The sequence below is a fragment of the Polaromonas sp. LjRoot131 genome (assembly GCF_964252805.1).
GTDB lineage: Bacteria > Pseudomonadota > Gammaproteobacteria > Burkholderiales > Burkholderiaceae_C > Polaromonas.
On the sequence record NZ_CAXUPF020000004.1, the window covers coordinates 558,989 to 577,857 of the forward strand.

18 protein-coding genes are annotated in these 18,869 nt (G+C 66.6%); 13 read left to right on the forward strand and 5 right to left on the reverse strand.

Annotation, left to right across the window (positions count from 1 at the left end; all coding sequences use genetic code 11):
* The first annotated feature begins 141 nt into the window (after window positions 1–141).
* From ACSQ27_RS20040 to ACSQ27_RS20075, 8 genes are all read left to right on the forward strand, one after another.
* The gene (locus ACSQ27_RS20040) at window positions 142–1,632 is read left to right on the forward strand and encodes an amino acid permease (protein WP_436157234.1); all 1,491 of its coding nucleotides are present in this window, start codon (window positions 142–144) and stop codon (window positions 1,630–1,632) included.
* A gap of 21 nt (window positions 1,633–1,653) precedes the next feature.
* On the forward strand, window positions 1,654–3,039 hold the full coding sequence (locus tag ACSQ27_RS20045) for a glutamine synthetase family protein (RefSeq protein ID WP_436157235.1): 1,386 nt from the start codon (window positions 1,654–1,656) through the stop codon (window positions 3,037–3,039).
* 7 nt (window positions 3,040–3,046) lie between these two features.
* A complete protein-coding gene (locus ACSQ27_RS20050; protein WP_436157236.1) occupies window positions 3,047–3,556 on the forward strand; it encodes an N-acetyltransferase family protein in 510 nt (169 codons plus the stop codon).
* A 30-nt stretch (window positions 3,557–3,586) separates the two neighbouring features.
* Window positions 3,587–4,720 carry an iron-containing alcohol dehydrogenase gene (locus ACSQ27_RS20055; RefSeq protein ID WP_436157237.1) on the forward strand — a complete coding sequence of 378 codons (1,134 nt, stop codon included), beginning with the start codon at window positions 3,587–3,589 and terminating at the stop codon, window positions 4,718–4,720.
* Entirely contained in the window at window positions 4,717–5,523 is an 807-nt protein-coding gene (locus ACSQ27_RS20060) for a gamma-glutamyl-gamma-aminobutyrate hydrolase family protein (RefSeq protein WP_436157238.1), read from the forward strand. Before ACSQ27_RS20055 ends, ACSQ27_RS20060 begins: the two co-directional genes overlap by 4 nt.
* Window positions 5,520–6,893 (forward strand): aldehyde dehydrogenase family protein, encoded by a 1,374-nt coding sequence (locus tag ACSQ27_RS20065; RefSeq protein WP_436157239.1) that lies wholly within the window; start codon window positions 5,520–5,522, stop codon window positions 6,891–6,893. Before ACSQ27_RS20060 ends, ACSQ27_RS20065 begins: the two co-directional genes overlap by 4 nt.
* Before the next feature lie 2 nt (window positions 6,894–6,895).
* Entirely contained in the window at window positions 6,896–7,555 is a 660-nt protein-coding gene (locus tag ACSQ27_RS20070) for an HAD family hydrolase (RefSeq protein ID WP_436157240.1), read from the forward strand.
* 87 nt (window positions 7,556–7,642) lie between these two features.
* Window positions 7,643–8,863 (forward strand): MFS transporter, encoded by a 1,221-nt coding sequence (locus ACSQ27_RS20075; protein ID WP_436157241.1) that lies wholly within the window; start codon window positions 7,643–7,645, stop codon window positions 8,861–8,863.
* A gap of 250 nt (window positions 8,864–9,113) precedes the next feature.
* On the opposite strand, the gene ACSQ27_RS20080 is transcribed toward ACSQ27_RS20075, so the two are convergent.
* Both ACSQ27_RS20080 and ACSQ27_RS20085 read right to left on the reverse strand, forming a co-directional pair.
* The gene (locus ACSQ27_RS20080) at window positions 9,114–12,068 is read right to left on the reverse strand and encodes a DNA topoisomerase III (protein WP_436157242.1); all 2,955 of its coding nucleotides are present in this window, start codon (window positions 12,066–12,068) and stop codon (window positions 9,114–9,116) included.
* Window positions 12,065–12,586, reverse strand: a complete 522-nt coding sequence (locus ACSQ27_RS20085; protein WP_436157243.1) for a TlpA family protein disulfide reductase — start codon at window positions 12,584–12,586, stop codon at window positions 12,065–12,067. The genes ACSQ27_RS20080 and ACSQ27_RS20085 overlap by 4 nt, the downstream gene beginning before the upstream one ends.
* A gap of 174 nt (window positions 12,587–12,760) precedes the next feature.
* Here ACSQ27_RS20085 and ACSQ27_RS20090 point away from each other — a divergent pair, with 174 nt between their 5' ends.
* The 3 genes from ACSQ27_RS20090 to ACSQ27_RS20100 are packed head-to-tail and all read left to right on the forward strand — an operon-like array spanning window position 12,761 to window position 15,008.
* Window positions 12,761–13,396: an SET domain-containing protein gene (locus ACSQ27_RS20090; protein ID WP_436157244.1), complete on the forward strand. Its 636-nt coding sequence runs from the start codon at window positions 12,761–12,763 to the stop codon at window positions 13,394–13,396.
* A gap of 53 nt (window positions 13,397–13,449) precedes the next feature.
* Window positions 13,450–14,346, forward strand: coding sequence for a biotin--[acetyl-CoA-carboxylase] ligase (locus tag ACSQ27_RS20095; protein ID WP_436157245.1), 897 nt, complete (start codon window positions 13,450–13,452; stop codon window positions 14,344–14,346).
* Complete coding sequence (locus ACSQ27_RS20100; RefSeq protein ID WP_436157246.1) at window positions 14,340–15,008, forward strand: SPOR domain-containing protein; 669 nt, start codon at window positions 14,340–14,342, stop codon at window positions 15,006–15,008. The genes ACSQ27_RS20095 and ACSQ27_RS20100 overlap by 7 nt, the downstream gene beginning before the upstream one ends.
* 285 nt (window positions 15,009–15,293) lie before the next feature.
* On the opposite strand, the gene ypfH is transcribed toward ACSQ27_RS20100, so the two are convergent.
* The 3 genes from ypfH to ACSQ27_RS20115 form a co-directional block, all read right to left on the reverse strand.
* Window positions 15,294–15,941 carry an esterase gene (gene ypfH / locus ACSQ27_RS20105; protein WP_436157247.1) on the reverse strand — a complete coding sequence of 216 codons (648 nt, stop codon included), beginning with the start codon at window positions 15,939–15,941 and terminating at the stop codon, window positions 15,294–15,296.
* 77 nt (window positions 15,942–16,018) lie between these two features.
* Complete coding sequence (locus ACSQ27_RS20110) at window positions 16,019–16,942, reverse strand: NAD(P)/FAD-dependent oxidoreductase (protein WP_436157248.1); 924 nt, start codon at window positions 16,940–16,942, stop codon at window positions 16,019–16,021.
* A complete protein-coding gene (locus ACSQ27_RS20115; protein ID WP_436157249.1) occupies window positions 16,932–17,405 on the reverse strand; it encodes an Rrf2 family transcriptional regulator in 474 nt (157 codons plus the stop codon). The genes ACSQ27_RS20110 and ACSQ27_RS20115 overlap by 11 nt, the downstream gene beginning before the upstream one ends.
* A 176-nt stretch (window positions 17,406–17,581) precedes the next feature.
* Here ACSQ27_RS20115 and ACSQ27_RS20120 point away from each other — a divergent pair, with 176 nt between their 5' ends.
* Together ACSQ27_RS20120 and ACSQ27_RS20125 are read left to right on the forward strand one after the other, a co-directional pair.
* Window positions 17,582–18,058 (forward strand): FKBP-type peptidyl-prolyl cis-trans isomerase, encoded by a 477-nt coding sequence (locus ACSQ27_RS20120; protein ID WP_436157250.1) that lies wholly within the window; start codon window positions 17,582–17,584, stop codon window positions 18,056–18,058.
* Between the two features lie 169 nt (window positions 18,059–18,227).
* Window positions 18,228–18,626, forward strand: coding sequence for a response regulator (locus ACSQ27_RS20125; protein WP_436157251.1), 399 nt, complete (start codon window positions 18,228–18,230; stop codon window positions 18,624–18,626).
* Window positions 18,627–18,869 lie beyond the last annotated feature (243 nt).

An 18,869-nucleotide genomic window follows, 5' to 3' on the forward strand; every position in this document is an offset into this window, starting at 1 on the left:
AGTTCGACTTACTTTCGCTCACTTCGCCGGCGCCTCATACGCGCAACTTGCCGAAATGGGATTTCAGCGCGCCCACCCCCGCCCTAGGATGCAAGGCGGCCCCACCGGGCCCCCAACCCTGCAAGCTCTAAGGAGGTACCCATGTCAGAACGTTCCAGCGTCCAGTACGCGAAAGTCGACGGCAGCTACTTTGAAAAGAGGGGACTGCGCCGCTATGCCGGCGTCTGGTCGCTCTGGGCCCTCGGTGTGGGCGCCGTGATCTCCGGCCACTTCGCGGGCTGGAACCTGGGCCTGGCCAACGGCTGGGGCAGCATGCTGCTGGCGACCATCATCATTTCCGTGATGTACCTGGGGCTGACCTTTTCGCTGGCCGAAATGTCGCCCGCGCTGCCGCACACCGGCGGTGCCTATTCCTTCGCCCGCACCGCCATGGGGCCCTGGGGCGGCTTTTTGACCGGACTCGCCGAGAACGTGGAATACGTGCTGACGCCGGCCGTCATCGTGTTTTTCATCGGCAGCTACATGGGCAGCATCTTCGGCACGCCGCCGGCCTGGCAGCCGCTGTGGTGGATAGGCTTTTACGTCGTCTTCATCGGCCTGAACATCGTCGGCGTCGAGCTGTCCTTCAAGATCACGCTGGCCGTCACGCTGCTGGCGCTGGCCTGCCTGGTGGCCTTCTGGGTCAGCGCCCTGCCGAAGATCGATTTCGCGCGCTGGGCCATGAACGTGGGCGCCGGCGGCGCCGTGCTGCCCGAGGGCCGCGGTCCCTTCCTGCCGCTGGGTTTCGGCGGCGTGCTCGCGGCCCTGCCTTTCGCCGTGTGGCTGTTCCTGGCCATCGAGCAGCTGCCGCTGGCCGCCGAAGAGTCGGTGGACCCGCGCCGCGACATGCCGCGCGGCATCATCGCCGGCATCTTCACGCTGATTGTTTCCGCCTTCATGATCCTGTGGCTCAACCCCTCGGTCGCCGGCATAGGCTCGCACGCGCTCAGCACCTCGGCCGAGCCGCTGCTGGACGGCTTCAAGGCGATCTACGGCGACGGCATCGCCAAAATTCTGGCGCTGGTCGCGGTGCTGGGCCTGGTGGCGAGTTTCCACACCATCATCTTCGCCAAGGGCCGGCAGATCTATTCGCTGAGCCGGGCCGGCTACTTCCCCTCGGCACTGTCGGTCACGCACGGCAGCCGCAAGACGCCGCACATCGCCATGATCGTCGGTTCAGTGGTCGCGCTGGTCGTGATGTTCGTACTGTGGTTTTCGCTGGGCGTCGACAAGGGCTCCGCCGTGATCGGCGGCACGCTGCTGAACATGGCGGTGTTCGGCGCAATGTTTTCCTATGTGATGCAGGCGCTTTCCTTCATCAAGTTACGCAGCAAGCTGCCAAACATGGAGCGCCCCTACCGCAGCCCGCTGGGCGTGCCGGGCGCCGTGCTGACCCTGCTGATCGCGCTGGTCACCATCTACTTCCAGCTCAGCGACCCGGTTTACCGCATCGGCGTGCTCTGGGTCGCGCTGTGGTTCGCCATCGGCGTCAGCTACTTCGCGGTGATGGGCCGGCACCGGCTGATCCTCTCGCCCGAAGAAGAATTCGCGATCAGCCTGGCCGAGAAGGGCCGCGCCGCCGCCCATCCCTGAACCCCAACGCGGACCGACACCATGGCCAAAAAAGCTCCCACCCCCTCCGCCTCTCGCGGCGTGCTCGACGCGCTGCGCAAGTCGGGGGCCAACAAGATGAAGGTCGCCGTCAGCGACATCGACGGCGTGCTGCGCGGCAAGTACCTGCACAAGGACAAATTTTTCGGCGCGGCCGAACCCTATCCCGCCGGCGGCTTCGGCTTTTGCGACGTGGTGCTGGGCTGGGACATGATGGACAACTGCTACGACAACACCACAGTCACCGGCTGGCAGCACGGCTTTCCCGACGCGCTGGCCCGGCTGGACCTGGCCACGCTGCGCCACGTGCCCTGGGACAACAAAGTGCCTTTTGTGCTCGGCGAATTCGTCAACGCCGACGGCACGCCGCATGCCGTCTGCCCGCGCCAGACGCTCAAACGGGTCCTCAAGCGCGCCGAAAAAATGGGCCTCATGCCGATGACGGGCATGGAGTTCGAGTGGTTCAACTTCCTGGAGACGCCGCAGAGCTGGGCCGCCAAGAACGGCGTGGGCGCCGAAAAACTCACGCCCGGCATGTTCGGCTATTCGCTGCTGCGCATGAACCAGAACCAGGGTTTCTTCAACGCCCTCATGGACGAGATGCTGGCCTTCGGCATCCCGATCGAGGGCCTGCACACCGAGACCGGCCCCGGCGTCTACGAGGTCGCCATCGCCTTCAGCGAAGCGCTGGAGCAGGCCGACCGCGCCATCCTGTTCAAGACCGGCGCCAAGGAAATCGGCTCGCGCTTCGGCATCATGCCCAGCTTCATGGCCAAGCCCCACCAGCAGTTGCCGGGCTGCAGCGGCCACATCCACCAGAGCCTGTCCGACGGCAAGAACAACCTGTTCTACGACGCGAAGAACCCGCGCAAGATGAGCAAGCTGTTCGAAAGCTACATCGCCGGCCAGGTCGCCTGCATGATGGAGTTCGGCCCCATGATCTGGCCCACCATCAACAGCTACAAGCGCCTGGTCGACGGCTTCTGGGCGCCCGTCAAGCCGACCTGGGGCATGGACAACCGCACCGCGAGCTTTCGCGTGATCGCCGGCAGCCCCAAGGCCACCCGGCTGGAGACCCGCTGCCCGGGCGCCGACGTCAACCCCTACCTGGCCATGGCGGCGGTGATCGCGGCCGGCCTGCACGGCGTTGAAAAAGGCCTGAAGCTGGGCGCGCCCATCACCGGCACCAACGCCGGCGCCGAGCACATCGCCCGCGCGCCGCGCACGCTGATAGAAACCACGCGGATTTTCCAGAAATCGGCGATTGCGCGCGACTGGCTGGGCGATACTTTCGTAGACCACTTCGCCGCCACGCGCGAGTGGGAGTGGCGCCAGTGGCTGGACGCCGTGACCGACTGGGAAATGAAACGCTATTTTGAAATCATCTAAGGACTTGATGCAGATTCGCCGCCTTGAAATCTCCGACGCACCGGTCTACCGGGAGCTGCGCCTGCGCGGCCTGCGCGAACACCCCGACGCCTTCACCTCCAGCTTTGAAGAAGAAAACCTGCGCCCGCCGGCCGACACCGAAAAGCGCCTGGCTGCCACGTCGGACACCGTCATGTGGGGCGGCTTCATCGAAGGCACCCTGGCCGGTGTGGTCGGCATGACGCGGGAGACCCGGCTGAAGAACCGCCACAAGGCCACGCTGGTCGCGATGTACGTCGCGCCCGAATACGGCGGCCGGGGCCTGGGCCTGGCCCTGGTCAACACCGTCGTGCAGGCGGCCAAGGCCGCGGGCGTGGAACTGCTGGTCCTGACCGTGACCGAGGGCAACCGGCAGGCCGCTGCCCTCTATGAACGCGCCGGCTTCGCGGCTTTTGGCGTGGAGCCCGACGCCATCCGCGTGAACGGCGTACCGTACGGCAAACAGCATATGTCTCTGCAACTGACTTCCGCCACCTGACCCTCACCGCCAACCGAAAAAACACACCCCATGAGCACCACCAACTTTTCCTTCCCCACCGCCATCCGTTTCGGCGCCGGCGCGCGCAAGCAGGTCGCCGAAACCCTGCTGGCCGCCGGCTGCAAGCGCCCGCTGATCGTGACCGACAAGGCGCTGGGCGCACTGCCCGTGCTGGCCGAGTTCAAGACGCATCTGGCCGGCCTCGACGTGGCCGTGTTCTCGGGCGTGTTCGGCAACCCGACCTGCAGCCAGGTCATGGACGGCGCGGCCGCGTACAAGGCGCACAAGGCCGACTGCGTGATCGGCTTCGGCGGCGGCGCGGCGCTGGACGTGGCCAAGGTGGTGGGCATCGCCGCCACGCACGAGGGCGACATCCTCGAATATGTCTGGGACCATCCGAAGGTGCGGCCCATCGTCAACGAGCTGCCTTACTTTGTGGCCCTGCCGACCACCTCGGGCACCGGCTCCGAGGTCGGCCGTTCCTCGGTCGTGAGCGAAAACGACACGCACATCAAGCGCGTGGTGTTCAGCCCCAAGATCCTGGCCAAGGTGGTGTTCGCCGACCCGGAACTCACGCTGGGCCTGCCGCCGCAAGTCACCGCCGCCACCGGCATGGACGCGCTCACGCACAACATCGAAAGCTATCTCTCGCCGGCCTACCACCCGCTATGCGACGGCATTGCGCTCGAGGGCACGCGCATCGCCGCGCGCGCGCTGCTCAAGGCCGTCAAGGAGCCCTCCAACCTGCAGGCGCGCAGCGACATGATGATGGCCTCCATGATGGGCGCCATCGCTTTCCAGAAGGACCTGGGCGCCGTGCATTCCTGCGCGCACGCGCTGGGCACCGTCTGCGACCTGCACCACGGCCTGGCCAACGCGCTGATGATTGACACCGTGCTGGCCTGGAACTACGAGTCCGCGCCCGCCAAGTTCGACGAGCTGGCCCATGTCTGCGGCGTGGCCGGCGGCGGCAAGGCCCTGGTGCCCTGGCTCAAGCAGTTGAAGGAAAGCGTGGGTATCACCGGCTCGCTGTCGGCCCACGGCGTCAAGCGTGAACACCTGCCGCGCCTGGTGGAGATCGCCACGGCCGACATCTGCCACCAGACCAATCCACGGCCTTGCAAGTCAGAAGACTTCCAGCGATTATTTGAGGCCGCTCTATGATCGCCGCCGGTCGTCTCAAGATCGGACTTTCGGCGTGTTTCTCGCACGCCGACCCGACACGCTCCTTCTTCACCGGCAAGACGCTGCAGTACGTCGAGCAGTCGATCGCGCACTGGGTCATGTCATCGGGCGCCATGGTGGTCATGGTGCCCTGCCCCACGGGCAGCACGCAGCGCGGCGACGTGACCTATGAACACTATGCGCAGTGGCTGGACGGCCTGGTGCTGCATGGCGGCGCCGACGTCTGGCCCGGCAGCTACGGCGAGGACCCACTGGAAGAAAAATGGTCGGGTGACCGCGTGCGCGACGAGTACGACAAGGCCCTGGTGGCCGCGTTTGAACGGGCCGGCAAACCTGTCTTCGGCGTCTGCCGCGGCCTGCAGCTGCTCAACGTGGCCTTCGGCGGCACGCTGTACCAGGACATCAACACCCAGGTGCCCGACTCTTTTGTGCACCGCGACGCCGCGACCTACGACCAGAATTTCCACAGCGTCAACATCGTCCAGGGCTCGCGCTTGTCCGCGCTGTACCCCGGCGTGGAGCGCGTGCGCGTCAACAGCATCCACCACCAGGGCATCAAGGACCTGTCGCCCGAATTCGAAGCCGAGGCCTTCAGCGTGGACGACGGCATCGTGGAGGCCATACGCCGCAAGGACAAAACCAAAAGCTATATCGCCGCCACCCAGTGGCACCCTGAATTCCACAAACCCGGCTCCGACACCATAGACGACGCCGCCGTGCTCGACGATTTCCTCACGGCGGTGGCCGCCGCCAAACACAAGGACAAGGCTAAACAAGCATGAACACCCTCGCCATCCAGAACCCCGCCACCGGCGCACCGATCGCCGAACTGCCCGCCGACGACGCGGCCTCCGTCGCCGCCAAAGCCAAGCGCGCGCGCGCCGCGCAGCCTGCCTGGGCGGCCGTACCCCTGGTCGAGCGCAAGGCCTGCATCACGCGCTTTCGCGCGGGCGTGGTCGCTGAACTCGACGCGCTGGCCGCCGTCATGACGCGCGAGACCGGCAAGCCGATCAAAATGTCGCGCAACGAACTCAACGGCCTGCTGGGCCGCATCGACTTCTTCCTGGCCGAGGCCGCCGGCGCCACCGACACCCAAACCGTGTTCAGCGAGGGCGGCATGACCGAGCAGATCGAGCACACGCCGCTGGGCGTGGTCGCCAACATCTCGGCCTGGAACTACCCCTGGTTCGTCGGCGGCAATGTCTTCATCCCGGCGCTGCTCACGGGCAACGCGGTGCTCTACAAACCTTCGGAGTACGCCGCCATGACAGGCGTGGCGATTGCGCGCCTGCTGCATGCGGCCGGCGTGCCGCAGGACGTGTTCATCCCGCTGATAGGCGGCGGCGCGGTGGGCGCGGCCCTGATGGAGCAGAAAATCGACGGCCTTTTCTTCACCGGCTCGTATGCAACCGGCGCGAAGATCGCGCAGGCCATGGGCCCGCGCATGGCCAAGCTGCAGCTCGAGCTGGGCGGCAAGGATCCGACCTACGTCAGCGAAGACGCCAACGTCAAGAACGCGGCCGAGTCGCTGGCCGACGGCGCGATGTACAACACCGGCCAGAGCTGCTGCTCGGTCGAGCGCATCTATGTGCACGAGAAAATCTACGACGCCTTCGTCACCGCCTTCCTGGAAACGGTGAAGACCTTCAAGATGGGCGATCCCATGAGCGAAGACACTTACATAGGCGCCATCACACGCGCGCCGCAGCTCGACGTGCTGGATGCCCAGGTCGCCGATGCCAAAGCCAAGGGCGCCACCCTGCTGGCCGGCGGCAAACGCGGGGCCGGCCCCGGCAACTGGTACGAGCCCACGGTGTTCAGCAACGTCAACCACAGCATGGAACTGATGCGCGAGGAAAGCTTCGGCCCCCTGATCGGCATCCAGAAAGTTTCAGGTGATGCAGAGGCGGTGAAGCTCATGAACGACACGCGCTACGGCCTGACCGCCGGCGTGTTCACGCCCGACGAGGCGCGCGCCAGGGCCTTGCTGGCCCAGGTCAACGCCGGCAGCGTCTACTGGAATTGCTGCGACCGCGTAAGCCCGCGCCTGCCCTGGAGCGGTTATGGCGATTCGGGCGTCGGCCTGACTTTGTCGACTTACGGCATACAGACCTTCACAAGGCCCAAAGCCTGGCACCTGCGCAACCCCTGACCATGAAGCTGACCCTCTTCGACCTGGACCACACCGTGCTCAACGGTGACAGCGACGTGCTGTGGTGCGACTTCCTGATCGGCAAGGGCATCCTGGGGAAAACCGAGTTCACCGCGCGCAATGCCGACATGGCGGCGCGCTACAAGGCCGGTACCGTCGGGTTGAAAGAGTTCGCCGATTTTTACGTCGGCACGCTGGCCGGGCGAACGGCGCAGGAGTGGGAGCCGCTGCGCCAGGAGTTCCTGGCCGACTGGATCGTGCCGCGCGTGACGCCGGCCGCGCTGGCCCTGGTCGACAAACACCTGCAGGCAGGCGATCTGGTCGTCCTGACCACGGCCACCAACCGCTTCATCACCGAACTCACGGCCATCTACTTCGACATCGAGCACCTGATCGCCACCGAGCCCGAGATGCGCGGCGACTTTTTCACCGGCAGCACCACCGGCGTGCTCAATATGCGCGAAGGAAAAGTCGAACGCCTGCATGCCTGGCTCGCCGCGCGCGGCCTGCATTTCAAGGACTGCAAGAGCACCGCCTACAGCGATTCGATCAACGACCTGCCGCTGCTCGAAGCCGTCAAGCACCCGGTGACGGTGAATGCAGACGCGACGCTGGCCGCCATCGGCGGCAAGCGCGGCTGGCCGGCGCTACAACTACATTGAGGGCCGCACCAAGGCCTTCGCAGGTCCGGTAACGGCCAGCGCGATAACGCGGCCCCGTGCAGAATGTGAGCCTCACACCGCTTGCAGATGCACACTCCACTTCCCGTCCCCTTCCAGCGCCTGGCATGGTCCAACCTCGCGGCCCAATCGGCCGAGCAGCTGAGCCTGGCGGCCGTGCCGCTGGTCGCGGTGCTGGTGCTGGGCGCCGGGCCCGGCGAGATCGGCCTGCTGGCGGCGCTGCAGACCCTGCCTTTCCTGCTGCTGGCCATTCCGCTGGGCCTGCTGGCCGACCGGGTCTCGCGCTGCCGCTTGATGGTGGCGGCCGAAACCCTGCGCGCCCTGTCCTTGCTGGCGCTGCTGGCCATGGTGTTCACGGGCCAGCTGTCGATCGCCGGGCTGGCCTTGCTGGGTTTTATCGGCGCCGTGGGCACCGTCTGCTTCAGCGTGGCGGCGCCCGCGCTGGTGCCGGCCATCGTGCCGCGCATCTTGCTGGCACGCGCCAACGGCCGGCTGGAGCTGGCGCGCAGCATGGCCTTCGCGGCCGGGCCGGCGCTGGCGGGCGCACTCGTCGCCTGGGCCGGCGCGTCGGCGGCCTTTGTGCTGGCGGCAATCTTGTCGGCCTCGGCCGCGGGCCTGCTGTTCAGCTTGCGCGAGCCGGCCCGCACGCCGGCCGTGGGCCGCCATGCGCTGCTCGAAATTCGCGACGGCGCGCAGTTTGTCTGGCGCCAGCCCTATCTGCGTCCCATGGTGCTCGCCGGCATCGTCTGGAACATCGCCTGGTTTGTGCTGCAGGCGGCTTATGTGCCTTATGCGGTGCGCGTGCTGGGCCTGACGGCGCAGGGCGTGGGCATCACCTTGGGCGCTTACGGCGCGGGCATGGTGCTGGGCGCCTTGCTGTCGCAGCGCATTGTGGCGGCCATGCCTTTCGGCCGCGCCATCCAGCTGGGCCCGGCCGTGTCGGTGCTGGCCGCCGCGACCATGGTGGCCACGCTGTTTGTGCCCAGCGGCGTGCTGGCGGGCATGGCGTTTTTCCTGTTCGGCGTCGGGCCCATTGTCTGGACCATCACCTCCACCACCTTGCGCCAGAGCATCACACCCCACGCCATGCTGGGCCGCGTCTCGGCCGTGTTCCTGGCCGTTAACGCCGGTTCGCGGCCCATAGGCGCGGCACTGGGCGGGGTGGTGGGCGCCTCGTGGGGTGAAGCCGCCTGCCTGTGGCTGGCGCTGGCCGGCTTTGCCTTGCAGGCGATCGTGATTTTTGGCTCGCAGCTGCACGCGCTGCGGCAGCTGCCCGAGCCGGTGGCCTGAGTACGCCAGGAACGGTTTATCTTGCTCCTTCCCCCGCTGGGGGAAGGTGGGGATGGGGGCTTGCGGCCTTGGCAAAAGCGCTTGCTCAACCGCCGTTAGCCCCGTCTTGCAGACCGCAGTCCAGGCAGAACCTGGGCTTCTTCGCGCTGTCCAGATGCGCGCAGGCGCATCTGGAGCCGCAGCGCTCAGCCCCTGCCCTCCCCCCGCGGGGGAGGGAGTAAGGGTCGGGCGAGCTTGCTCAGGGAGTTTCTTATTCCGCCGTCAAGTGCTTACCGACAATCCCAGCCAGCTCAAACATCGTGACCTGCGGCTTGCCAAACACCGGCAATAACTTGGCGTCGGCATTGATGGCGCGTTTGTTGGCCGCGTCCTGCAGGCCTTCGGCCTTGATGTAGTCCCAGAGCTTTTTGATGACCTGGGTGCGCGCCACCGGTTCGGCGCCTATCACCGCGGCCAGCGCGGCGCTGGGCTTGAGGCCTGCGCCCGGCTTGGCGACGCGCGGCGTTTTGGGCTTGGCGGTTTTGGCGGCGGGTGTTTTCTTGGCTGCCACCTTCTTCGCGGCCGGTGCTTTCGCGGCCTTCACCGCGACGGTCTTGCCGAAAGGCGTTTTCACCGTGCCGGTCTTGGCCGCCGCCGGCTTGCGCGGTGGGAATTTCGACGGCGCGAATTCAAAGTTCACCTTGTCGGCCTCCTTGTCCCAGGCCAGCATGGCCTTGAAGGGGCGGCGCGTGCGCATGGAAACAAACTTGTCGAGCAAATCGGTCTTGCCGGTTTCCAGCAGCTTGTGCATCTGCTCGCGCTCGATGGGCTGCTGCAGGATGACCTGGCCGGTCTTGAAGGTGCAGCTGGGCGTGGGCTGGGCCAGCGTGGGCACGGATTTTTCGCAGACGTAGTTCTTGCCGAGCTCGAACACACGCGCGGCGCAGCGCGGGCAGGGGCCCAGCGATTGCTGCTCGCCGAAGTCGACGATCTCGCCGGTTTCGCCGTTCTTGTCGTCGCCGAAGTCGAACTCGAGTTTGTAGTTCTTGGTCTCTTCGTCGAACTTGATCACCATCTCGGCGGTGAAAGGCCAGCCGGCCTTGGAGCGGAAACCGTCCAGCGGGCCGATCTTCTTGTCGCGCAGGAACTGCTCGACCTCGGCCACTTCAAAGGTGCGGCCGGCCGGCGTCTTGCCGAAGCTGAAGCCGCAGCCGTCGTCGCCTTTTTTGCCGGTGCAGGTGTAGCGGCGGTAGTTTTCCTTGATCACGCCGCCGCAGTTGGGGCAGGGCGCCGACAGCGTGGCGTAGTCGCCGGGAATCGTGTCCTTGTCGTAGCCCTTGGCCTTGTTGACGAGGTTTTCCGTCATGGCGGCGATCTCGGCCATAAAGGTTTCGCGGCTCAGCTGGCCGTGTTCCATCTGCGCGAGCTTGTGTTCCCACTCGCCGGTCAGCTCGGCCTTGGAGAGTTCTTCCACGCCCAGGCCGCGCAGCAGCGTCATGAGCTGGAAGGCCTTGGCCGTGGGGATCAGTTCGCGGCCTTCGCGCAGCATGTATTTCTCGGCGATCAGGCCTTCAATCGTGGCGGCGCGCGTGGCCGGCGTGCCCAGGCCTTTTTCCTGCATGGCTTCGCGCAGCTCGTCGTCGTCAATCGTCTTGCCGGCGCCTTCCATCGCGCCCAGCAGCGTGGCTTCCGAATAGCGAGCGGGCGGGCGGGTCTTCAGGCCCTTGGCCTCGACGGTTTCGGCGCGCACCATCTCGCCGGGCTTGACCGGCACCAGGCTCTGGCCCTTGTCGCCGTCCTTGGCATCGGCCACCTCGTCGGCGGCTTCCTTGCCGTAAATCGCGAGCCAGCCCGGCTTGACCAGCACCTTGCCTTCGGTCTTGAAGCTGTGGCCGACGGCCTGCGAGATGCGCGTGGTCACCAGGTATTCGGCGCTCGGGAAAAACACCGCCATAAAGCGGCGCACCACCAGGTCATACAACTTTTGTTCGGCTTCGCTCAGGCCGCTGGGCGCCTGCAGCGTGGGGATGATGGCGAAGTGGTCGCTGACCTTGGCGTTGTCGAAGATGCGCTTGCTGGGCTTGATGTAATTGCCCTTGATGGCCGTCGCCGCATGCGGCGCCAGGTGTTTCATGCCGCTGCTCGCGAGCATCTCAAAGGTCTGCTTGACCACCGGCAAATAGTCTTCGGGCAGCGCGCGCGAATCGGTACGCGGGTAGGTCAGCGCCTTGTGGCGTTCATACAGGCTTTGCGCGATGGACAGCGTGGTCTTGGCCGAGAAACCGAACTTGCCGTTGGCCTCGCGCTGCAAGGACGTCAAATCAAACAGCAGGCCGGCTGCCTGCGTGGTGGGCTTGCTTTCTTCCGTCACCGTGGCGGCCTTGCCGCGCACAGCCTCGGCAATCGCCAGCGCTTCGCGCTCGGACCAGACGCGGTCGGCCCTCAGCTCGGGATCGGGTTCCGTGTTGTCGGCATTGGCCGCGGCTTTCTTCCATTTCGGGTCGAACCACTTGGCCGGGTACTCACCAGCTTCGGCCAGGAAGCTCGCGTGGATTTCCCAGTAGTCGCGGCTCACGAACTTGCGGATTTTTTCCTCGCGCTCCACCACCACGGACAGCGTCGGCGTCTGCACGCGGCCCACGGTGGTCAAAAAGAAACCGCCGTCGCGCGAGTTGAAGGCCGTCATGGCCCGCGTGCCGTTGATGCCGACCATCCAGTCGGCTTCGGAGCGCGAACGCGCCGCGTCGGCCAGGCCCTGCATCTGCTTTTCGCTGCGCAGGCTGTCAAAACCCTCACGGATCGCGGCCGGCGTCATGGACTGCAGCCACAGGCGCTTGACCGGCAGCTTGCTGCCCGCGTACTGCTGGATCAGCCGGAAGATCAGCTCGCCTTCGCGGCCCGCGTCGCAGGCGTTGACGAGGTTGCCCACGTCCTTGCGCTTGGCCAGCCTGACGATGGCGTTGAGCCGCGTCTTGGTCTTGTCGATGGGTTTGAGGTCAAAGTAGGGCGGGATCACGGGCAGGTTGGCAAAACTCCACTTGCCGCGCTTGACGTCGAATTCTTCGGGCGCCTGGATCTCGACCAGGTGGCCGACAGCCGAGGTGACCAGCCACTCGTCGCTCTCGAAATATTCATCGTGTTTTTCGAACTTGCCGGCCGTCGGCGTGATGGCGCGGACGATGTCCTGCGCCACCGAGGGCTTTTCTGCAATCACAAGGGTTTTCATATGTACTTCTTCAAACCTTCTACATCTTCGGGGAACATTTCCCCGCTTTCAGCGAATACGACTTTGCCTTCACGGCCGTCCGCCGACACCTTGAGCACCACCACCACGGGCAGGCCGGCCGGCTTGGGCAAAAATTTCGCGACTTCGGGGGTCAGCATCCCGGCGGGAAAGCTGTAGCCCTTGGCCTTCATATATGTAGCCGCGGCGGCCGGCTGCTTGTCGATGGACAGCGCCAGCACCTCCAGGCCCCTGGCCTTCTGGGCGCGCCACAAGGCTTCTATATGGGGCGATTGCACCGCGCAAAAAGGGCACCAGCTGGCCCACCAGTACACCACAAGCGTCTTTCCGCCCACCCCGGAGGGCGTCCAGGCGCTGCCGTCCAGCAGCGCCACGGGCGGCAAAACCAGGGTGGCGCCGACCTTGGGCAGCGGGCTTTCCCCGCCCTTGGCCCACGCCGGCAGGCCCAGCCCGGCCACAAGGGCGGCGGTCGTCTGCAGCAGGTTTCGGCGTTGGAACATGGGGAACTCCTGGGGGACTTCGCGGGGCATCACTACAATAGCGGCTTCTCGCGCATGTACGCGCGCGGGTGCGCACGCATACGCGCGCACGCGCACATGCATGAATTAACCATACCAAAAAAATACGTCGTGTCAAAAAACCAGGCTTCCGCGTCGCTCGCGCCGCTTCCTTCCATGCCCACCGCAACGGCTCCCGCCACCGACGGCCGGCGCATCCAGACACGGCGCTCCGGCGTGCACGGCAAAGGCGTCTTCGCCGTGCAGGACCTGGCCGAAGGCGAGACCCTGATCGAATACGTGGGCGAGATCATCAACTGGAAAGAAGCGCTGCGCCGCCACCCGCACGACCCCAAGGACCCGAACCACACCTTCTACTTCCACATCGACGAAGAGCATGTGATCGACGCCAAGCACGGCGGCAATTCCTCGCGCTGGATCAACCACAGCTGCAAGCCCAACTGCGAAGCCGACGAAGAGGGCGGCCGCGTCTTCATCAAGGCGCTGCGCAACATCAAGGCCGGCGAAGAGCTGTTCTACGACTACGGCCTGATCATCGACGCGCCGTACACCAAGAAGCTGCTGGCCGAGTACCCCTGCTGGTGCGGCGCCAAGAACTGCCGCGGCACGCTGCTGGCGCCCAAGGACGACGACAAGAAGTCCAAGGGCAAGAAGAAGTCGGCCAAAAAAGCCAATAAAAAGGCCGAGGCCAAGGCGGATAAAAAGAAGGCTGAGAAGAAAGCCGGCAAGAAGGCCGCGCCAAAAGCCGATAAAAAAGCCGACAAGAAACCCAAGAAGAAAAAGAAAGACTAAGCCGGGTTTTCCTGCGCCGCCGACACCGCCAGGCCCCTGGCCCCGGGCTTTTCATGACCTCCTCCTCTCCATCCCCCATCCGATGGCCCGCCGAAGCGCTCTGGGAGGCCCTGGCGCCCTTGCTGCCGGGCTTCACGGTGGAGGTGCTGCCCGAGATCGACTCCAGCAACACCGAGCTGATGCGCCGCTTCCGCGGCAGCCCCACGGTCGAACCCCGTCCCGAGCCCCTGCTGCTGGTGGCCGAGCAGCAAACCGCCGGTCGCGGCCGCCTGGGCCGCCAGTGGCAAAGCCGGCGCGGCGACAGCCTGACCTTTTCGCTGGGCCTGCCGCTGGCGCCCGCCGACTGGTCCGGCCTGTCGCTGGTGGCCGGGGTCAGCGTGGCCGACAGCCTGGAGCCCCTCACCTCCTCCCAGCCCTCCCCCGGCGGCAAGCCGCGCATAGGCCTTAAATGGCCCAACGACCTCTGGCTGTCCACGCCCCAGGGCGAAAGCAAGCTGGCCGGCATCCTGGTCGAGACCGCCAGCTGGGAAGGCCTGCGTTATGTGGTCATCGGCATAGGCATCAACATCCGCGCCGTGGCGCTGGACGCGGCGCAGGCCCCGGCCGCCCCATCCGCCCCGGCCGCCATCCCGCCCGGCAGCCTGCTGGCGCTGCTGCCCGAACTCGATGCGCCGGCCGTGCTGCTGCGCGTGATCCCGCCGCTGGTGCAGGCCGTGCAGGCATTTGAGCGCTTTGGTTTTGCGCCCTTCCAGGCGCGTTTCGCGGCCCGCGACGTGCTGGCCGGCCGGGCCGTGCAGCTCTCCGACGGCACCACCGGCACGGCCCACGGCGCGGGCGAAAACGGCGCGCTGCTGGTGCATACTGCGGCTGGCATGAAAGAAATCACCAGCTCCGAAGTCAGCGTGCGGCCCGTGGCGGCGCACACCCCGCAAGGCGCGCGCCCATGCTGAGGCTGCTGGTGCTGGCGCTGCTGCTGGCCAATGCCGGCTACTTCGCCTGGACGCAGGGCCTGCTGGCCGACTACGGTTATGCCCCGGCCGTCCAGGCCGAACCGCAGCGCCTGGCCCAGCAGGTACGCCCCCAGGCCATGCAGCTGCTGACGGCCGCCGACGCGCGCCAGCTCGAAAACGCCGCGGCCCCCGCCGCCCCGGCGCCAGCCGCCGCCGAATGCCTGCAGGCCGGCCTCTTCAGCCCCGAACAAAGCACCGCCCTGCGCACCGGCCTCGAAAGCAGCCTGCCCATCGGCAGCTGGACGCTGGAGAGCAGCGTGGAGCCGGGCCGCTGGATCGTCTACATGGGCAAGTACAACAGCGAAGACGCCCTGGCCAAAAAACGCAGCGAGCTACGCGGCCTGGGCGTGTCCTTTGAAGCCCTGGTCAATCCCACACTGGGGCCCGGCCTGTCGCTGGGCCATTACAGCTCGCAGGCCGAGGCCGAACGCGAACTGGCCAAGGCCGCCACACGCGGCGTGCGCACCGCCAAAGTGGTGCTGGAGCGGCCCGAGGCGCGCGGCCAGCTGCTGAAGCTGCCGGCCGCCGATGCTGCGATCAAGGCCAAGCTGGAAGCACTCAAACCGCAACTCGCAGGCAAACCGTTCCAAGCCTGCAATTAGGGCCCCCCGGCCGCTCACTTCGTGTAGCTCCATGCGCACGGTTGCAGCGCGCCGGTCTTTCTTACTCCCTCTCCCCCTGGGAGAGGGCAGGGGCTGAGCGCTGCGGCTCCAGATGCGCCCGCGCGCATCTGGACAGCGCGAAGAAGCCCAGGCTCTGACTGGGCTGCGGTCTGCAAGACAGGGCTAGCGGCCTCAAATACACGTACAACGTCAAGCACCGCCGGCCCCCATCCCAACCTTCCCCCAGCGGGGGAAGGAGCAAAACCAAGGGGCGAGGGTGAGCTTCTAGACGGCCGTCCAGGCGCGTAGCGGCACACAGGTCTGCAAGCGCGTCACCGCCTGGTCCATCAACGCCGGATGCAGCTCATGGCCCAGCGAGCGGGCCACGTCCAGCGTCGCGTCGGCGCCCAGTTCCATCAGGTGGTCAAAATCGCTGCGTGTGCGCGCCAGCGGCACGACCTCGTCGTTTTGCCCGTGTAGCAGGTGCAGGGTGGTGAGGGCCGGCGCGCGGGCCGGCCAGACCTGGTAGCCGCCGCCGAAGGACAGCAGGCGGCCGGCCAGGCCGTCGTGCGCATCGCTGAACGCCAGCGCCAGGCTGGCGCCCGCGCCAAAGCCGGCCAGCGCGGTGTCCGACTGCAGGATCTCAAAACGCTGCTGCTGCGCACGCACAAAGGCGGCCAGCGCTTCCACGCGCGCGGCCAGCGCCGCCGCATCGTCCAGCCCGGCTGCTGCTGCGCCCGCCGCATCGGCGTGCGGGCCACTCAAGCCCTCGGGAATCAGCACCGCGGCCTCGGGAAACGCCCCGCCCAGCAAGTTGCCCAGTTCCAGCATGTCGGCGGCGGTGCCGCCCGCGTCATGCAGCAGCACAAACAGCTGGCGCGGCGTGGCGCCTACGGGCAGCAGTTCAATGGTTTCGGTGTCTAGCGGGTTCATGGCGGGCGGGCGTTTGGCAGGGTCAAAAAAAGCACTTGGGGCCTCTGCGGCGGCTTTCAACCACTGTACCCGGCCCGCTATGCCGGCGCCATGCCGTGCGCGTCCTCCATCACCAGCGAGGCATGCAGGCCTATGCCGGCCGCCACGCCGCCGGCGCAGGCAAAGGTGATGCTGTGCGGCACGCGGGCCATGTCGCCGCCCGCGTAGACGCCGGGCGCGCTGGTCAGGCCCCAGGCGTCGATGCGCACGATGGGGCCGAAGGGCGAATCGTCAAAGGCGCAGCCCAGCGCCGCCGCCAGCGGGCTGGCCATGCGCACCTGCGTGCCCACCAGCAAGGCCTTGATGGCCACCCGCCGGCCGTCCCGCAGCAGCACGCCGTCAAGCGCGGGCGCGGTCCCTTGCAATTCGGCAATGGGGCTGGGCTCGACCCTGACCTTGCGCGCGGCCAGCAGCGCCTGCTCTTCGGCAGACACTGCCACCACACCCTGGGTGAACAGCGTCACCTCGCCCCAGTCGGCGAACAGCACCGCCTGGTGCACCGACATCGGCCCGGTTCCCAGCACGCCGATGGCGCCGCCGCCGATTTCATAACCATGGCAATAGGGGCAGTGCACCACCGTCTTGCCCCAGCGCTCCTGGAGGCCCGGAATCTCCGGCAGCACGTCGGCCACGCCGGTGGCCAGCAGCAGGCGGCGCGCGGTGAACCAGCGCATGCCGTCCTCGGCCTCGACGACAAAACCCGCCTCGCCGCTGTCCACGCGGCTCACGCGGCCGTTGAAAATTTGCACCGTCGGGTAGGCCTGCAACTGCTGCCGGGCCTCGGCCAGGACTTGCGAGCCCGGCTTGCCGTCGTGGCCCAGCACGCCGTGCGATTCGGACGCGAAGCGGTTGCGCGGCAGGCCGGCGTCGATGACCAGCACCTGGCGCCGGGCGCGGGCCAGCTGCAGCGCGGCGGACAGCCCGGCAAAACTGCCGCCCACGATGATGGCGTCATACAACATGGCCGGCCTCCGGTGCGTGGGAGTGCGCGGCGTGGCCGGCATGGGCGGCCATGGCGCGGTTGAAGTCGGCCGACAGGTCGGCCAGGGTGACCTCACCCAGGCGCTTGGCCAGCAAGGCCTCGGCCTCGCGCAAGCTGCCGGCCAGCGCGCGCTGCACCGACTGCTCGATGACGCAGCCGTCCGCGTGCGCACCCTCGGCGTCCGCCTCTGGGCCGTCGCCCAGGGCCATCTGCACGTCGAGCAGCGTGACGGAAGCCAGGTCCCGCGCCAGCACCCAGCCGCCGCCGTGGCCGCGCTCCGACACCACAAACCCGGCTTCACGCAGGCCCGCCATGGTGCGCCGCACCACCACCGGGTGGCTGCGCAGGCAGGCCGCAAGTTCGTCGGAAGTCATGGGCCCGCCGCGGTGGGCCATGTGCAGCAGCGCGTGCAGGACGGCGGAAAGCCGGCCTCTTGATTTCATGTAACTTATCATGTTGCATGATTCTACGGATGCCGTTTGCCGGCGCCCGCGGCCGGCCACTAAGCCCCCACGCGGCGCGGGGCCAATACCGCGTGATCCGGGCGCCTTCCAGCCCCGGCCCGCCGGCTGGGCGAAAATCAGCGCTTTTACGCATCCCGGCCCTCCGGAGTTACCACATGAAAATCGCAAAAGACACCGCCGTCACCCTCAGCTACAAGGTGGCGGACGCCCAGGGCAAGCTGGTCGAGCAGAGCAATACGCCCATGGTTTACCTGCACGGCGGCTACGGCAACACCCTGCCCAAGATCGAGGAGGCGCTGGACGGCCAGGAGGCGGGCTTTCAGACCGTGCTGGCGCTGGAGCCGCAGGACGCCTTCGGCCTGCGCGACGAAAGCCTGGTGCAGACCATCCCGCGCACCCAGTTCCCGCCCGGGGTCAAGGTCGGCGGCCAGCTCGAGGGCCGCGGCGAAGACGGCCGCCAGCATGTCTTCAACGTCACCAAGATCAAGGGCGACACCGTCATGCTGGACGGCAACCACCCGCTGGCCGGCAAGGCCCTGCGGTTTACCCTGAAGGTCACCGGCGTGCGCCCCGCCTCGGAAGAGGAAATCGCCCACCGCCACGTGCACGGCGAACACGGACACCACCACTAATCCGCTTTTTGCGACCGATTAGCGGTTTTATTCACCACGTTACCCCCCGTTACGGCTAAAAACCGCCCGCTGGCCTAAAGTGGGATTGAGCCTACACCTCCCCAGGGCCGCCGACGACAGGCCCCGCACGGGATGGCGGCTAAGTTCGTGGATTAACTTCGGGGGTTCCATGGTCATCAACGCGTTTCTTGTCGAGGACAAGCCGGACATACGCAACACCCTGGTGGAAGCCATGGAAGAAATCGCGCCGCTGCGCTTTGTCGGCCACGCCGATTCCGAGACCGGCGCGCGCCTGTGGCTTCATGACCATGAAGACTGGGATCTGGCCATCGTCGACCTGTTCCTCGCCGAGGGATCGGGCTTTGGCGTGCTCAAGGACTGCCAGCGGCGCAAGCCCGGCCAGAAGGTGGTGGTGCTGACCAGCCACAGCCAGGAGAACCTCTTGATGCGCTGCCGCGAGCTGGGGGCTGATGAGGTTTTTGACAAATCGCAGGATGTGGAGAAGCTGGTTCGGTTTTGCCAACGGCATGCGGATAGTCTTGATGGCGTCTTGCCGCCGACGCAGTGAGGGCGCGCTCCCTCCCATCCACCGTTTGGGTTGGACCTGTCTTGTGCGCTCGCTGCTGAGGGTTGCTGGCCGGGGTGGCCCGGCGGCCAGTAACTTTCTTTTGCTTCGCCAAAAGAAAGTCACCAAAGAAAAGGCGACCCTGGTTGCTGCGTCCCTTCGCTTCGCTACGGGCAACCTGCGGTGCTCGGTCCAGACGGGGTCTCGCTAAACTCGCTACGCTGCGCTTCGCTCAGACAACGCGAT

Excerpts from the sequence above, each read along its gene's own strand:
- ACSQ27_RS20090 (WP_436157244.1), top strand. The coding sequence starts at position 12,761 with ATGCCCACCGCAACGGCTCCCGCCACCGACGGCCGGCGCATCCAGACA.
- ACSQ27_RS20115 (WP_436157249.1), bottom strand. The coding sequence starts at position 17,405 with ATGAAATCAAGAGGCCGGCTTTCCGCCGTCCTGCACGCGCTGCTGCAC.
- ACSQ27_RS20040 (WP_436157234.1), top strand. The coding sequence starts at position 142 with ATGTCAGAACGTTCCAGCGTCCAGTACGCGAAAGTCGACGGCAGCTAC.
- ACSQ27_RS20085 (WP_436157243.1), bottom strand. The coding sequence starts at position 12,586 with ATGTTCCAACGCCGAAACCTGCTGCAGACGACCGCCGCCCTTGTGGCC.
- ACSQ27_RS20055 (WP_436157237.1), top strand. The coding sequence starts at position 3,587 with ATGAGCACCACCAACTTTTCCTTCCCCACCGCCATCCGTTTCGGCGCC.
- ACSQ27_RS20045 (WP_436157235.1), top strand. The coding sequence starts at position 1,654 with ATGGCCAAAAAAGCTCCCACCCCCTCCGCCTCTCGCGGCGTGCTCGAC.
- ACSQ27_RS20125 (WP_436157251.1), top strand. The coding sequence starts at position 18,228 with ATGGTCATCAACGCGTTTCTTGTCGAGGACAAGCCGGACATACGCAAC.
- ypfH (WP_436157247.1), bottom strand. The coding sequence starts at position 15,941 with ATGAACCCGCTAGACACCGAAACCATTGAACTGCTGCCCGTAGGCGCC.
- ACSQ27_RS20060 (WP_436157238.1), top strand. The coding sequence starts at position 4,717 with ATGATCGCCGCCGGTCGTCTCAAGATCGGACTTTCGGCGTGTTTCTCG.
- ACSQ27_RS20065 (WP_436157239.1), top strand. The coding sequence starts at position 5,520 with ATGAACACCCTCGCCATCCAGAACCCCGCCACCGGCGCACCGATCGCC.
- ACSQ27_RS20075 (WP_436157241.1), top strand. The coding sequence starts at position 7,643 with ATGCACACTCCACTTCCCGTCCCCTTCCAGCGCCTGGCATGGTCCAAC.
- ACSQ27_RS20080 (WP_436157242.1), bottom strand. The coding sequence starts at position 12,068 with ATGAAAACCCTTGTGATTGCAGAAAAGCCCTCGGTGGCGCAGGACATC.
- ACSQ27_RS20095 (WP_436157245.1), top strand. The coding sequence starts at position 13,450 with ATGACCTCCTCCTCTCCATCCCCCATCCGATGGCCCGCCGAAGCGCTC.
- ACSQ27_RS20070 (WP_436157240.1), top strand. The coding sequence starts at position 6,896 with ATGAAGCTGACCCTCTTCGACCTGGACCACACCGTGCTCAACGGTGAC.
- ACSQ27_RS20120 (WP_436157250.1), top strand. The coding sequence starts at position 17,582 with ATGAAAATCGCAAAAGACACCGCCGTCACCCTCAGCTACAAGGTGGCG.
- ACSQ27_RS20050 (WP_436157236.1), top strand. The coding sequence starts at position 3,047 with ATGCAGATTCGCCGCCTTGAAATCTCCGACGCACCGGTCTACCGGGAG.
- ACSQ27_RS20110 (WP_436157248.1), bottom strand. The coding sequence starts at position 16,942 with ATGTTGTATGACGCCATCATCGTGGGCGGCAGTTTTGCCGGGCTGTCC.
- ACSQ27_RS20100 (WP_436157246.1), top strand. The coding sequence starts at position 14,340 with ATGCTGAGGCTGCTGGTGCTGGCGCTGCTGCTGGCCAATGCCGGCTAC.